This window comes from Nonomuraea glycinis (genome assembly GCF_014646515.1).
Classification (GTDB): Bacteria; Actinomycetota; Actinomycetes; order Streptosporangiales; family Streptosporangiaceae; genus Nonomuraea; species Nonomuraea glycinis.
On the sequence record NZ_BMNK01000005.1, the window covers coordinates 256717 to 268979 of the forward strand.

General features: G+C 71.7%; 15 protein-coding genes. 8 read left to right on the plus strand and 7 right to left on the minus strand.

Going from position 1 to position 12263, the window contains the following annotated elements:
• Positions 1–201 precede the first annotated feature (201 nt).
• The 3 genes from IEY87_RS17110 to IEY87_RS17120 are packed head-to-tail and all read left to right on the plus strand — an operon-like array spanning position 202 to position 3136.
• Positions 202–1356 carry an ATP-binding protein gene (locus IEY87_RS17110; protein WP_189139651.1) on the plus strand — a complete coding sequence of 385 codons (1155 nt, stop codon included), beginning with the start codon at positions 202–204 and terminating at the stop codon, positions 1354–1356.
• Entirely contained in the window at positions 1353–2471 is a 1119-nt protein-coding gene (locus IEY87_RS17115; RefSeq protein WP_189139652.1) for a hypothetical protein, read from the plus strand. Before IEY87_RS17110 ends, IEY87_RS17115 begins: the two co-directional genes overlap by 4 nt.
• Positions 2441–3136: a helix-turn-helix transcriptional regulator gene (locus tag IEY87_RS17120; RefSeq protein ID WP_189139653.1), complete on the plus strand. Its 696-nt coding sequence runs from the start codon at positions 2441–2443 to the stop codon at positions 3134–3136. Before IEY87_RS17115 ends, IEY87_RS17120 begins: the two co-directional genes overlap by 31 nt.
• 44 nt (positions 3137–3180) lie before the next feature.
• Here the strand turns inward: IEY87_RS17120 and IEY87_RS17125 are convergent, their stop codons facing one another.
• Positions 3181–3528 (minus strand): winged helix-turn-helix transcriptional regulator, encoded by a 348-nt coding sequence (locus IEY87_RS17125; RefSeq protein WP_189139654.1) that lies wholly within the window; start codon positions 3526–3528, stop codon positions 3181–3183.
• 90 nt (positions 3529–3618) lie between these two features.
• Here IEY87_RS17125 and IEY87_RS17130 point away from each other — a divergent pair, with 90 nt between their 5' ends.
• Positions 3619–4731: an FAD-dependent oxidoreductase gene (locus IEY87_RS17130; protein WP_189139655.1), complete on the plus strand. Its 1113-nt coding sequence runs from the start codon at positions 3619–3621 to the stop codon at positions 4729–4731.
• Between the two features lie 39 nt (positions 4732–4770).
• On the opposite strand, the gene IEY87_RS17135 is transcribed toward IEY87_RS17130, so the two are convergent.
• From IEY87_RS17135 to IEY87_RS17145, 3 genes are all read right to left on the minus strand, one after another.
• Positions 4771–6402 carry a GMC oxidoreductase gene (locus tag IEY87_RS17135; RefSeq protein WP_189139656.1) on the minus strand — a complete coding sequence of 544 codons (1632 nt, stop codon included), beginning with the start codon at positions 6400–6402 and terminating at the stop codon, positions 4771–4773.
• A 103-nt stretch (positions 6403–6505) separates the two neighbouring features.
• Positions 6506–6994: a carboxymuconolactone decarboxylase family protein gene (locus IEY87_RS17140; RefSeq protein ID WP_189139657.1), complete on the minus strand. Its 489-nt coding sequence runs from the start codon at positions 6992–6994 to the stop codon at positions 6506–6508.
• Positions 6991–8064 carry an NAD(P)H-dependent amine dehydrogenase family protein gene (locus IEY87_RS17145; RefSeq protein WP_189139658.1) on the minus strand — a complete coding sequence of 358 codons (1074 nt, stop codon included), beginning with the start codon at positions 8062–8064 and terminating at the stop codon, positions 6991–6993. Before IEY87_RS17145 ends, IEY87_RS17140 begins: the two co-directional genes overlap by 4 nt.
• 104 nt (positions 8065–8168) lie before the next feature.
• Between IEY87_RS17145 and IEY87_RS17150 the strand changes: the two genes are divergently transcribed.
• From IEY87_RS17150 to IEY87_RS17160, 3 genes are all read left to right on the plus strand, one after another.
• Positions 8169–8582 (plus strand): fluoride efflux transporter FluC, encoded by a 414-nt coding sequence (locus tag IEY87_RS17150; RefSeq protein ID WP_189139659.1) that lies wholly within the window; start codon positions 8169–8171, stop codon positions 8580–8582.
• Positions 8579–8941 carry a fluoride efflux transporter CrcB gene (gene crcB / locus IEY87_RS17155; protein ID WP_189139660.1) on the plus strand — a complete coding sequence of 121 codons (363 nt, stop codon included), beginning with the start codon at positions 8579–8581 and terminating at the stop codon, positions 8939–8941. The genes IEY87_RS17150 and crcB overlap by 4 nt, the downstream gene beginning before the upstream one ends.
• Positions 8942–9034: 93 nt before the next feature.
• Positions 9035–9313: a hypothetical protein gene (locus tag IEY87_RS17160; protein WP_189139661.1), complete on the plus strand. Its 279-nt coding sequence runs from the start codon at positions 9035–9037 to the stop codon at positions 9311–9313.
• A gap of 126 nt (positions 9314–9439) precedes the next feature.
• Here IEY87_RS17160 and IEY87_RS17165 read toward each other — a convergent pair whose 3' ends face one another.
• The gene (locus IEY87_RS17165) at positions 9440–9724 is read right to left on the minus strand and encodes a hypothetical protein (protein ID WP_189139662.1); all 285 of its coding nucleotides are present in this window, start codon (positions 9722–9724) and stop codon (positions 9440–9442) included.
• Between the two features lie 61 nt (positions 9725–9785).
• Here IEY87_RS17165 and IEY87_RS17170 point away from each other — a divergent pair, with 61 nt between their 5' ends.
• Positions 9786–9926 (plus strand): hypothetical protein, encoded by a 141-nt coding sequence (locus IEY87_RS17170; RefSeq protein ID WP_189139663.1) that lies wholly within the window; start codon positions 9786–9788, stop codon positions 9924–9926.
• Positions 9927–10038: 112 nt separating this feature from the next.
• Here the strand turns inward: IEY87_RS17170 and IEY87_RS17175 are convergent, their stop codons facing one another.
• Together IEY87_RS17175 and IEY87_RS17180 are read right to left on the minus strand one after the other, a co-directional pair.
• Positions 10039–11199 (minus strand): serine hydrolase domain-containing protein, encoded by a 1161-nt coding sequence (locus IEY87_RS17175; RefSeq protein ID WP_189139664.1) that lies wholly within the window; start codon positions 11197–11199, stop codon positions 10039–10041.
• 184 nt (positions 11200–11383) lie between these two features.
• Positions 11384–12250 carry an aldo/keto reductase gene (locus tag IEY87_RS17180; RefSeq protein WP_225277046.1) on the minus strand — a complete coding sequence of 289 codons (867 nt, stop codon included), beginning with the start codon at positions 12248–12250 and terminating at the stop codon, positions 11384–11386.
• Positions 12251–12263: the final 13 nt, after the last annotated feature.

The following is a 12263-nucleotide window of genomic DNA, read 5'->3' on the forward strand; positions in this document are numbered from 1 at the left end:
CTGACGGCCGATCGACCGTCATGCCGGGCGGCCGTCGCGGCGGACAGGGTGTGAGATGCGGCGAATGTCGTGTGAAGGACGGTCCAAGGGATGCAGCCATGACCCCATCCGCTTACTTGACCGGAGATTTCCACCGGCTCACACACATAAGGTGCGCTATCGTGATGCCCTTCCTGTGCTCTCATCACGGGCGGGCGGCACGTGACGCACCTCGGATCCACCCGATACGACTCGGCGACCAGGCAGGTGGAGTCGGCGATCACGCGCACCGCCGCGGGCGTGCGCGGGGTGACGGGTCTGGTGGTGGTCGTCGCCGCGACCCTGGGCGCGGCCGAGCCGGTCTCCGCGCTGTGGCTGGTGCCCATGCTGGCGCTCGAGCTCGGGTGGACCCTCCTGTACCTGCGCCTGGCGTGGCGGCGGCTGCCGCTGCGCCGCCGGCTGGTGGCCGGTGATGTGGCCACCACCGTCGTGCTCTGCCTCGCCCAGCGCCACCTGGTGGCGACGGAGGCACTCGAAGGCGGGGCGAGCTGGATCGCGGGGCTGGTCACGATGAGCATCATCCTGGCCGGGGTCGCCTGGACGCCCAAGGTGGCGATCCCCGCCGCGGTGACGGTGGCCGGGGCGTACCTCGTGGGGATGCGGCTCGCCGCTCCCGCGCAGGACGTCTACGGCACCCTGGTGATCCATCTCGTCCAGATCGCCTCGGTCGTGCTGCTGATGACGCTGCTGCGCCGCTCGGCCGCGTCGGCCGACGCCTTCCTCGGCAGGAGCGCGCGCGTCCAGATCGAGCTCATGGTCGAACGGCTGCGGCGCGAGGACGAGCTGAGGCAGGTCAGCAGCGTCCACGAGACCTCGCTGCACACGCTGACGATGGTCGGGCTGGGCACCTATGACGGGCCGTCGGCCACCCTGCGCGCCCAGGTGGCCACGGACCTGTCGGCGCTGGAGCGGCTGCGGGACCGGCCGCGCGCCGACTCCGCCCCCATCGCCCTGGACGCCCTGCTGGAGGAGGTGGCCGGGCGCGCGAAGGGCCTGGAGGTCCGCAGGAGCCTGATCCCGGCGACGGTGCCCGGCGAGGTGGCCGAGCGCTTCGCCCGCGCCGTCACCGAGGCGCTGGCGAACATCGCCCGGCACGCCGGCGTGCGCGAGGCCGAGCTGGTCTCGTGCCGGCGCGCCGGTGAGATCCGGGTGGAGGTCGCCGACGAGGGCGGCGGGTTCGACCAGGACCGGTTACCGCCCGACCGGTTCGGCGTACGCGGCTCCATCCTCGACACGATGCGCTCCCTGCCCAACGGCGGCGCGGAGATCTCCTCCGGATGCCGGGGCACCCGGGTGAGCCTGTGGTGGCGGCCATGACCGACGACATCGAGCAGGTGGCGCGGCGCTACATCCGCTACACCGCGATCGGCGCCCTGGTGATCACCGTGGTCTGGCACCTGGGCTACGACCTCACGATGACGGTCACCGGCTGGCCGGTCTTCCGCTGGCCGGAGCTGGCGGCCGTCGCCTGGCTCGTGCACACCGCGATCGCGGTGATCGCCGCGCTCGCGCTGACCCGCGACTCCCGAGGCCCGGCCAGGGTACGCGAACTCGTCGTCGCGGCGCTGGCCGTGAACGTCGCGGTCATCCTGGCCTGCCACCCCGAGGACCTGCTCGGCCCGATCGACTGGGGCTGGGGATCGGTGGGCTGGCTCGGCGTCGTGCTGCTGTGGAACCGGCCGCGCTGGCGGGCCGAGGCGATCGCGTTCCTGTGCGCGAACGCGGGCATCATGCTGGCGGCGATGGCCGTGACCGGGACGCTCGACCGCGTCTCCGTCGCCAAGTATCTGGTGGTCATGGCCGGCAGCGCCACCCTGCAGCTCGGCTACATGGCGGGCTGCCACACCCTGCGCTCCCGCGCGGAGGACGCCGTGCTGCTGGCCCGCAGCCTCGCCGCCGACGACGCCTGGCGCACGTCGGCCCGGACCATCCACGCCGACCGGCTGCGCCGCTACGCCGCCATCCGCGAGGTCGCGGAGTCGCTGCTGGAGCAGCTCGCCGACGGCGCCGATCCCGGCGATCCCGGCGTCCGCGAGGACTGCACGGCCGGGGCCATGCGCCTGCGCCGCCTCATCACCGAGCGGGAAGACCTGCCCGACGAGCTGGTCTCGACGCTGCGCAGGCGGATCGACGCGGCCGAGCGGCGCAAGGTCCTGGTGACGGCGCCGCCGTTCGGCGCGAACCTGCCGGCCCTGCCGCAGGGCGTACGGGAAGATCTGCTCAGAGCGCCGATCCAGGCGCTGGACGGCGCCAGGTCACGGGCCCGGGTCACCGTGTCCGCGATGTCCGCCATGGTGAGCGTGGCCGTCGTCGCCGACAGCGACGACCTGCCCATCAGCACCAGCCCCGTGCACGAGTCCAGCGGGGTCGTCGTCACCTATCAGCGGCAGGAAGGGGAGGTATGGGTCAACAGCATCTGGCAGGGCGGGTGACGGTCGCCCTGGTGGAGGACCACCAGGTCGTGGTGGACGGCGTCAGGTCGTGGTTCCGGCCGCCGGGCCCGGTGGAGCTGGTCGCGCACGGGCCCACCATCGAGTCCGTCCAGGGGGTGGACGCCGACGTGCTGCTGCTCGACCTCAACCTGAACGGCACCATGATCATCGACCGGATCGCCGAGCTGTGCGGGGGCGGGCAGCGGGTGGTGGTCTTCTCCGAGCACGAGGAGCCGGAGACGGTGCGAGTGGTGCTGGACGCGGGGGCTTCGGCGTTCATCGGCAAGGGGCGGGCCACGCGGGAGTCCTGCCTGGAGACCCTGCTGGAGGTGGCGGCCGACCGGCCGAGCGTGACGCCGCCGATGGCGCAGGCGATCGCGACGGACGAGAGCCCGCACCGGCCGCAGCTGTCGGACAAGGAGCGGGCGGCGCTGCTGTTCTGGTTCCAGTCGATGTCGAAGGCGTCGGTGGCGGCCCGGATGGGCATCAAGGAGCGGACCGTGCGCCAGTACATCGACCGGGCCCGGATCAAGTACGCGGCGGCCGGTCGGCCCGCGCCCACCAAGGAGAAGCTGCTCATCTGCGCCATCCAGGACGGGCTCATCAGCCCCGACGAGGTGACCGTCTACACGTCCCTGGCCGCGGAGCCAGGCACCGGGACCTAGCTCTGCGCGGACCTAGCTCTGCGCGGACCTAGCTCTGCGCGGACCTAGCTCTGTGGGGGCAGGTGCTCTTCGGCCCAGGCCGAGAGCTGGTGCAGCGCCGGGAGGAGGGCCCGGCCGGCCTCGGTCAGCTCGTAGGAGACCGCGACCGGCGGCCCTTCGTCCACGGTCCGCGCGATCAGGCCTGCTCTCGTCAGCTCCGACAGGCGGTCCGACAGCACCGAGTCGCTGACACCGCCGACCGCCCGGGACAGCTCGCGGAACCCGGCGGGCCCGGACCCGAAACTGCCCAGCACGACGCCGCTCCAGCGCTTGCCGAGCAGGGAGAAGGCGCGCGTCAGCCCTTCCTCGGCGCTTACGCAAGCGTTCGTCTCGATCTGCTTGGGCGTGGCCATGTTTCCATGCTAGCCGCAGGATCATCACTTTGTTTTTCCTAGTAGATAGTATTAGCCTGGCGACGCGTTAATTCCTAGCGAGGAGAACTGATGGCGAAGCATGCTGGACACCGGCCGACCGTCGTGGTGCTGGGTGGCGGATACGGCGGCCTCAAGCTGGCCAAGGGGCTCGACGACGTCGCCGACGTGACGCTCGTCGACCCCGCCGAGGCCTTCATGCACAACGTCGCGGCGCTGCGTGCCCTGGTGGAGCCCGAGTGGCTCGATCGGATCTTCATGCCCTACGACCGGCTGCTGACCCAAGGGCGCTTCCTGCGCGATCGGGCCGTGGCGGTCGACGGGCTGAAGGTCACCCTGGCCTCGGGCCGCGAGCTGGAGCCCGACTACCTGATCCTGGCCACCGGGTCGTTCTATCCCTTCCCCGCCAAGACCGACGCCCCGGACACCGGGACGGCCCAGGCCAAGTTCCGGGACGCGCACCAGAGCATCGTGGACGCCCAGCGGGTGCTGCTGGTCGGCGCGGGCCCGGTCGGACTCGAGCTCGCCGGTGAGATCAAGGCGTCCTTCCCCGGCAAGCACGTCACCATCGCCGACATGGCGCCCGACATCCTGCCCGGCCCGTACGACCAGGCCCTGCGGGACGAGCTGCGCCGTCAGCTCGACGAGCTCGGCGTCGAGCTCAAGCTCGGCAGCGCGCTGCGCGAGCTGCCGAGCGCGCCGCCGGCCACCGCCGCGCCGATCGCGATCGCCACCGAGGCGGGTGACAAACTGACCGCCGACGTCTGGTTCCGCTGCTTCGGCGTCAAGCCGTACACCGACTACCTGCGCGGCTCGCTCGCCGAGGCCCGCGACCCGCAGGGCTACGTCCAGGTCGACGAGCACCTGCGCGTCCGGGGCCAGGAGCGGGTGTACGCCATCGGCGACATCGCCGACGCCGACCGCAACATGGCGGCCTTCGCCGGCGCGCAGGCCGAACTCGTCGCCGCGAACCTGCGTGCGCTGATCACCGGCGAGGGCGGGCCTGCCGCCTACGAGCCGTGGCCCACCCTGCTCGTCGTCCCGCTCGGCCCCGAGGGCGGCGCCGGCCAGTTCCCCGGCCAGGACGACATCGTCGGCCCGAACGTGGTGGCCGACGTCAAGGGGCGCGCCATGCTGGTCGAGGCCAGCGCCGCGCTGTTCGACGCCCCCGCCGACGCGCGCTGACGCTGGGGAGCCCGCGCCCGCGGGCTCCCGCCGTCGGGCTCACAGGTCAGTGGCGATGATCTTCTCGATGTTGCGTTCGGCGAGTGCCGTGATGGTGACGAACGGGTTGACGGTGGTGTTGCCGGGGATCAGCGCGCCGTCGATGACGTACAGACCGGGATAGCCGGCCAGCCGGCCGTAGTTGTCGGTGGCCTTGTTCAGCACCGCGCCGCCGAGCGGGTGGTACGTGAGGTGGTCGCCCCAGATCTTGTAGATGCCGAACAGGTCGGTCCGGTAGATCGTCCCCTCCTTGGCGTTGATCTTGTCGAAGATCGTCTTGGCCATGTCGATGGACGGCTGCTTCCAGGCGAGCTGCCAGTTCAGGTCGACCTTGCCCGTCGAGGCGTTCCAGGAGAACTGGGCCCGGTGCGTGTTGTTGGTGATCGACAGGTAGAACGAGGCCCAGGTCTCGATGCCGGTGGGCAGCGGCGCCACCTCGGCGAACGCGCCGCCGGCCGCCCAGTTGTCGATGCCGGAGCAGGGGATGGTCGACTGGAGGCTGCCGGTCGGGTCCCACAGGTGGTTGGCGCGGCCGCACATGACGTTGCCGTTGTCGCCCCAGCCCTTGCCGACCTCGCCGTTCAGGGCCGGCAGCGCGCCGGTGGCCCGCAGCTTGACCAGCAGCTTGCTGGTGCCGACGCTGCCGGCGGCGAAGAACACCCGGTCCGCGGTCACGGTCTTGGTGGTCGTGGTGTCGCCGGTGGTGTTCAGCTGGTCGATGACGACCGTGTAGCGGCCACCGCCCGCCGGGGCGACCGAGGTCACCTGGTGCAGCGCCGAGATGGTCACCCTGCCGGTGGCCCTGGCCTGGGCGAGGTACGTCCGCTGCAGGGACTTCTTGCCGTGGTTGTTGCCGTAGAGGATCTCGCCGGCCAGCGCCGACTTGGTGACGGTCCCGGCCGCCTCCTGCTTCATGTAGTCCCAGTCGTACACGTCGGGCACGAAGACGAACGGGAAGCCGGACCGCTGGGCGTGCTTACGCCCGACCCGCGAGTACTGGTAGCAGGCGGTGCTGTCGAACCACGCCGGGTCGATGGTGCCGACGCCCAGCCCGGCGTTGGCCCGTGGGTAGTAGGTGGCGTACATCTCATCGGCGTTGACCGACGGCAGGACGGAGGCGAAGTTCTCCCGCTTGGGGGTGACCGCCATGCCGCCGTTGACCAGCGAGCCGCCGCCGACGCCGCGGCCCTGGTAGACCGTGATGCCGCTGAAGTCCTCGGCATCCAGAATGCCGGTGTAGCGCGGGATGTCCCTGTCGATGGGGAAGCCGAGGAAGTAGTTGAGCGGCGCCTTGGTCCTGGTGCGCAGCCAGTAGGACCGGTAGTCCGGCTCGCGCGTGTTGCAGAAGATCTTGCCGTCGGAGCCGGGCGTGTCCCAGGCCATGCCCATTTCGATCATGTGCACGTCCACGCCCGCCTGGGCGAGGCGCAGGGCGGCGACGGAGCCGCCGTATCCGGTGCCGATCACCAGCGCGGGGACGTGCGCCCCGTTGGCGATCGGCGGGGCCGCCGCGACCCTCCTGGCCTGGGCGGCGGCGGGACCCGCGAGGGCCGCCATGCCCAGGATGGAGCCGGTTCCGGCGATGAACCCACGGCGCGAGACGGCGTTGGAGACGGGGGGATGGTCTCTCATCGGTGTTCCTCACTCTCGACGAAAGGAGAACGGGTCGTGCCTGGTGCTCGCGCCTGGGTGAAGGGGTGAAGTGTCGAGCGCCCGCCCCTGAGGCGGGCAGGTGCTATCGGTTGACGCCGCTGGGCAGCCTGCACACCGTGTCGAGGCCCAGGACGTGGTTGAGCCGGCCGAAGGCCAGCCAGGAGCCGAGGCTCATGCTCAGTTCGACGATCTCGCGCTGGGTGTAGTGAGTGGTCATCCGGGTCCAGAACTCGTCGTCCAGGCCGTGGTGGTCGAGGGCGTACCGCTCGGCGTACTCGGCGGCCAGCCGGGTGCGGTCGTCGAAGGCGTCGGTGGTGCGCCAGTGCGTCACCGCGTCGGCGAACCCCTCCTCGACCTTCTTTCCGTCCCGTTCGGTCCGCCAGTCGAGGCAGAACGCGCATCCGTTGATCTGCGCGATCCGCAGCCGTGCCGCCTCGAACTCGCGCAGCCCGAGGGTCGTGTGGGCGTACACCGACATGGAGAATTTCGAGGCGGAGATCCCGATGCCGGGGATCATCTCGCCCCACACGTACTCGATCGCGTCCTTGCCCTCGGGGATGTCGATGTTCACGCGGGTCTCCTTCCGAGCCTGCCGGGGCGCAGGGGGACGTCGAGCGCGTCGTACAGGCCCGGCTCGGCGGCCATCAGCCAGTCGATGGCGCTCACCAGGCGGGCGACGGCGGTGGCGTTCCCGCCCGCGGACCGGTTCCCGGCCTCGTCGACCGCCTCGATCGTGACCTCGATGCGCGGGCTGCCCTCGATGATCACCCGGTGCGCGCCCGCGCCGTCCGGCGGCGTCGGCCAGTCCGGTGCGCAGGAGGGGTGGATGCGGGTGACGTGCTCGATGACGATCCGGGGCTCGCCCTCGACGATGCCCTGCACCTCGAACCGCAGCGCGCCCTGGGTGCCCGCCTCGAACTCGCCCATCGACACCGTGCTCACCGTGGCGTCGAGCGGGCGCCGGGCCACGCTCTCGCGGATCTCCTCCACCTCCACGCCGAGGCCCCTGGCGATCAGCCGTACCTGCCCGCCCCACACCATGGTCGGGACCGTCGGCGCGATCATCGGCGGCTCGTAGTCCATCGGCTGGCCCATGCCGACCAGGTAGCGAACGGAGTCCGGCTGGTCGTAGGTGGTGTAGTCGAAGATCTCCTGGCAGCGGATCGCGTCCACGGTGGTGCCGAGCCCGCTGACCAGCAGGGGCAGCACGTCGTTGCCCCAGCCGGGGTCGACGCCGGAGACGAACAGCGAGCCGCCGCCTTCCCCGACGGCGGCCAGCACCGCCTCCCGGGTCTCCGGCGGGGCGTTGCGCTGGTCGTACAGCGCGTACAGGGAAGGGGTGACGACCACGGCGCCGGCCCGGATCGCCCGGAGGATGTCGGCGAGCGCGTCGTCGGGGCGGATGTCGCCGGACGCGGCGTACACGACGGCGCCCGGACGGGTGGCCAGCACCGCGTCCACGTCGCCGGTGGCCGCGATGCCCAGATCGCGGCCGAGCCCACCGAGGTCGCCCGCGTCGCGGCCGAGCTTGAGGGGGTCGTGGACGAGCACAGCGGAGAGTTTCAGCGCCGGGTGGGCGTCGACGGCACGGATGGCCGCGCGGCCGATGTTGCCGGTGCCCCAGACAACCGTGGACGTCATGGGCGGAGCGTAGCAAGCGCTTGGTTAAGTGTATAGGGCCCTCACAGCCCGATATCGCCACCTATGAGAATCGACGGCCGGCATCGCCGATAGCCTGATGGACGATGCTCACGACTTGGCCGGTGCTGGCGGCCGTCTCCGCCGGTGGCGTGCTCGGCGCGCTGGCCCGGCACGCGATCGCGACCGCGCTGCCGCACCCGCCCGGCGCGTTCGCCTGGTCGATCCTCTTGGTCAACGTGTCGGGATGCCTGCTGATCGGCGTGCTCATGGTGCTGGTCGTCGAGGTGTGGACCGATCGGCCGCTGGTGCGCCCGTTCCTGGGCGTGGGCGTGCTCGGCGGCTACACCACCTTCTCCACCTACGCGGTTGAGGTGCACCAGGCGATGGCCGCCGGCCGGCCCGCGACCGCGTTGCTCTACCTGGCGATCACCCCGGCCGCCGCCGTGCTCGCCGCGTGGGCGGGGGCCGCACTCACCGGCCGGGCCGTGCGGGCGTTCAGGAGAGGGGACGGCGGATGACGCTGCTGCTCGTCGCGCTGGGCGCCGCGGTCGGCGCGCCGCTGCGCTATCTGACCGACCGGCTCATCCGCGCCCGCCACGACTCGGTGTTCCCGTGGGGGACGCTGGCGGTGAACGTGGCCGGGTCGCTGCTGCTGGGGTTCGTGATCGGCCTGCCCGCCGGACCCGCGCTGACCGCCCTGCTGGGCACGGGCCTGTGCGGGGCGCTCACCACCTACTCCACCTTCAGCTACGAGACCCTGCGCCTGGCCCAGGACGGCGCCCGCTTCCTCGCCGTCGTCAACGTCGCCGTCAGCCTCGCGGCCGGCCTCACCGCCGCCATGATCGGCCTGCTGCTGGCACAGATCTTCACCGCCTGACTCAGGACCGCGCCGGGCCGTACCGAAAATAGAATCGCCGACGGGATCCTGCCGCCACGGGGCGGGCGGGAACCCAGCGGCGGAAGAGGCACCATGGCAGCGGAATTCGAGCATGACGACCACATCCTCGTGCAGGACGGCAGGACGCTGGAGATCTTTCACCGTGACGTGGCGGGGAGCAGCCGCTTTCACGTGGCGTTTCTCGGGGTGCACGCGACGCCGCACCGGGACGGGTTCAAGGTCCGCGTCGGCCGCAGGCACGGCGAGGACGCGATCGTCGACGGGGTGCGGCTGACCATGAGCCAGGAACGGTTCGCGGAGTTCCAGAAGTTCATCGCCCTGGCCATCGCGGCTCGTGACCGAACCGCCTGAACCCCCCCCGGCGGACCGGCCTCAAACAGGAGTGCAGCCCAGGACGGCACCGATGGCGGTCATGATCGGGATGGACAGCAGCGTGGTCAGCAGGACGGTGCCACGGGCCAGCCGCCGACCGGCGTCTTAGGTGACCGCGTACACGTTCTGCGCGGTGGGCAGGGCGGCGAAGAGGGTGGCGGCCGGCAGTGCCGTCCCGTCCAGGCCCAGGATGAAGCGGGCGGTCACGTACGCGATCAGCGGCTGGACGACGGCCTTGAGCGCCACCACGAGGGCGACGTCCCGGCCCGCGCCGGCCTCCTCGGGCGGCGCGGGCCTACGGAACCGCAGTCGGCCGACGAGGTTGTCGGACGGACTCGGCGCGGCGGCAATGGCAGGAATGCGGTGAAACATGGCAGCCTTGCGTCTCATGGCCGGCCGGCAGGCCATGTCACGCTTGTTCTGCATTAACGGGGATAAAAATGGAGGAACAATGCGACGTTTTGCTGTGGTGCTGTTGACGGCCGGCGTGCTGAGCGCCGGGTTCGCCTCGGTCTTCGCCGGCGCCGCTGCCGCTGACCCGCAGGGGCCGGACACGTCCGACAGCGTGCGCATCACCAACCGCGACATGTGACACCTTTCCCGGGCGGGCGGCCAACGCGATGGCCGCCCGCCCCATTGGCGACAAATACGCTTATGCGATATTTCGTGTCGTACGGCTAATGATCAGAACAGCCGCCGGCCGTCTACCCATGCGCTCGGTAGGCAGCCTCCACCAGGCGGCGGACCCGGTCGCCGCCTCCTTCGATCAGCTCGGCCATCCGGTTGGGCACGTACGCGAAGGCGAGGTCGCCGTCGGCGAAGGCGAAGGCCCCGGTGACGCCGGCGTGGCCGAAGGCGGCGGGGGAGTCCGCGCCGGGCCACATCGGACCGCCGGGCAGCATGAACCCGGAGCTGTAGGCGGTGTGGCAGCCGAGCACGAGATCCATCCCGCCGGCCTCGGGCGTGCGCGCGGCGGCCGTGGTTTCGGGGCGCAGCAGCCGGACGCCGTCGACCTCGCCGGCGAGCGCGGCGTACAGGCGGGCGAGCGCGGCCGCGTTGCCCGCCCCGCCACAGGAGGGAATCTCCACCTGGCAGGTGCCGGCGCTGCTCAGCAGCTCCGCGGTGACGGCCACGCTGCCGAAGGTGGAGCGGTGGAAGAGGGAGGTGGGGTCGCCGATGGCCCGGTTCAGCGCCTCCAGCTGCGGGTGGCCGCGCCCCCGCAGGAGCTGACGTTCGGTGGGCGGTACGAGTCCCGCCAGCCGCCCGTCCGTGCCGGGCGGCAGGGTGATGTGCAGGTCGAGCCCGAGCGGCCCGGCGATCTCCTCGGCGAAGAACTCCCCGACGGTCCGGCCCGTGACGCGCCGGACCACCTCGCAGACCAGCCAGCCCATGGTCAGGCAGTGATACCCGTGGCCCTGCCCCGGCTGCCAGGCCGGCCGCGCGGCGGCCAGGGCGTCCCGTACCGGGGTGCGGAGCCGGATGTCGGCCAGGGTCAGCGGCGGGTCGACGGCCACCACGCCGGACCGGTGCCCGAGCACCCAGCGCAGCGGGATCTCGCTCTTCCCCTCGGCCGCGAACTCCGGCCAGTACGCCGCGACCGGAGTGTCGAGGTCGAGCAGCCCCCGGTCGACCAGCACCAGCGCGGCGGCGGCGACCAGTCCCTTGGTGGCCGAGGCGAGGAAGGCGATGGTGTCACGCCGCCAGGCGCCGTCGCCCGCCAGGCCGCCCCACAGCTCCACGACCGGCCGTCCCGCCTGGTAGACGGCCACCGACGCGCCCAGCTCCCGGCCGTCGGCGAAGTTGCGCGCGAAGGCGTCGCGAACGCCGCCGAAACAGGGCTCGCACCACCCATGGACCTCGCCCACACCCTCTCCCCATGCCCGGCGGGGCCGGCTTGAGGGGCGAACCGGCTGCTTTCCCTCCGGCTACCCGGTGACCATGCCGAGAAACGGATGCGCGGGCGCCGGGAGCATGCCCCCGGCGGTCGCCGGCCACGCCCGTGACCTGGGCGCGACCGTACAGCCGAGGCGGGCGAGCCCTTCAGGAAGCTCAGCCGAGGCGGGCGAGCTCCTCCGAGGTGAGCTCCAGGGTGGCGGCGCCGACGGAGTCGAGGATGGTCTCCGGGCGGCTGGCGCCGGGGATGGGGATGACCACAGGGCTGCGGGCGAGCTCCCAGGCGAGGCAGACCTGCTGCGGGGACACGCCGCGCGCCGCGGCGATCTCGGTGAAGGCCGCCCGCTCGTTCAGCTCCCCGCCACGGGTGATGCCGCCGAGCGGGGACCAGGGGAGGAAGGCCAGGCCGAGCTCGGCGCAGACGTCGACCTCGGGCTCGCTGGACCGGAACCGGGGAGAGTACTGGTTCTGGACGCTCACCAGCCGGTCGCCGAGGATGTCGTGGGCGAGCCGGATCTGCGCCGGGTCGGCGTTCGAGATGCCCGCCATCTCGATCTTGCCGGCGTCGTACAGGTCCTTGAGTGCCCCGATGGTCTCCTCGTAGGGCACCTTCGGGTCGGGGCGGTGGTGCTGGTAGAGGCCGATGCGCTCCACGCCCAGAGCCTTCAGCGACCGGTCGCACGCCTGCTTGAGGTAGGACGGGCGGCCGTCGACCTCCCAGCCGCCGCCCGGCGTGCGGGTGTGGCCGCCCTTGGTCGCCACGAGCACGGTGGCGGCGTCGCCGTCCCACCGGGCCAGCGCCCGGGCGACCAGGCGTTCGTTGTGGCCGACGTCGTCATGCGAGGGCGTGTAGGCGTCAGCGGTGTCTATCAGGGTCACGCCGGCGTCCAGCGCCGCGAGGATGGTGCGGATCGACTGGTCCTCATCGGGCATGTGCCCGGCCACGGACATGGGCATGGCGCCGAGCCCGATGACGGACACGGAGCGGTTTCCGATGGCGCGTGTTGTCATGGCGTTGTGCATGAGGACACCCTCC

Coding starts and splice junctions, on each gene's coding strand:
- crcB (WP_189139660.1), top strand. CDS start 8,579: ATGACGCTGCTGCTCGTCGCGCTGGGCGCCGCGGTCGGCGCGCCGCTG.
- IEY87_RS17180 (WP_225277046.1), bottom strand. CDS start 12,250: ATGCACAACGCCATGACAACACGCGCCATCGGAAACCGCTCCGTGTCC.
- IEY87_RS17120 (WP_189139653.1), top strand. CDS start 2,441: ATGGGTCAACAGCATCTGGCAGGGCGGGTGACGGTCGCCCTGGTGGAG.
- IEY87_RS17145 (WP_189139658.1), bottom strand. CDS start 8,064: ATGACGTCCACGGTTGTCTGGGGCACCGGCAACATCGGCCGCGCGGCC.
- IEY87_RS17115 (WP_189139652.1), top strand. CDS start 1,353: ATGACCGACGACATCGAGCAGGTGGCGCGGCGCTACATCCGCTACACC.
- IEY87_RS17135 (WP_189139656.1), bottom strand. CDS start 6,402: ATGAGAGACCATCCCCCCGTCTCCAACGCCGTCTCGCGCCGTGGGTTC.
- IEY87_RS17125 (WP_189139654.1), bottom strand. CDS start 3,528: ATGGCCACGCCCAAGCAGATCGAGACGAACGCTTGCGTAAGCGCCGAG.
- IEY87_RS17130 (WP_189139655.1), top strand. CDS start 3,619: ATGGCGAAGCATGCTGGACACCGGCCGACCGTCGTGGTGCTGGGTGGC.
- IEY87_RS17160 (WP_189139661.1), top strand. CDS start 9,035: ATGGCAGCGGAATTCGAGCATGACGACCACATCCTCGTGCAGGACGGC.
- IEY87_RS17165 (WP_189139662.1), bottom strand. CDS start 9,724: ATGAGACGCAAGGCTGCCATGTTTCACCGCATTCCTGCCATTGCCGCC.
- IEY87_RS17170 (WP_189139663.1), top strand. CDS start 9,786: ATGCGACGTTTTGCTGTGGTGCTGTTGACGGCCGGCGTGCTGAGCGCC.
- IEY87_RS17150 (WP_189139659.1), top strand. CDS start 8,169: ATGCTCACGACTTGGCCGGTGCTGGCGGCCGTCTCCGCCGGTGGCGTG.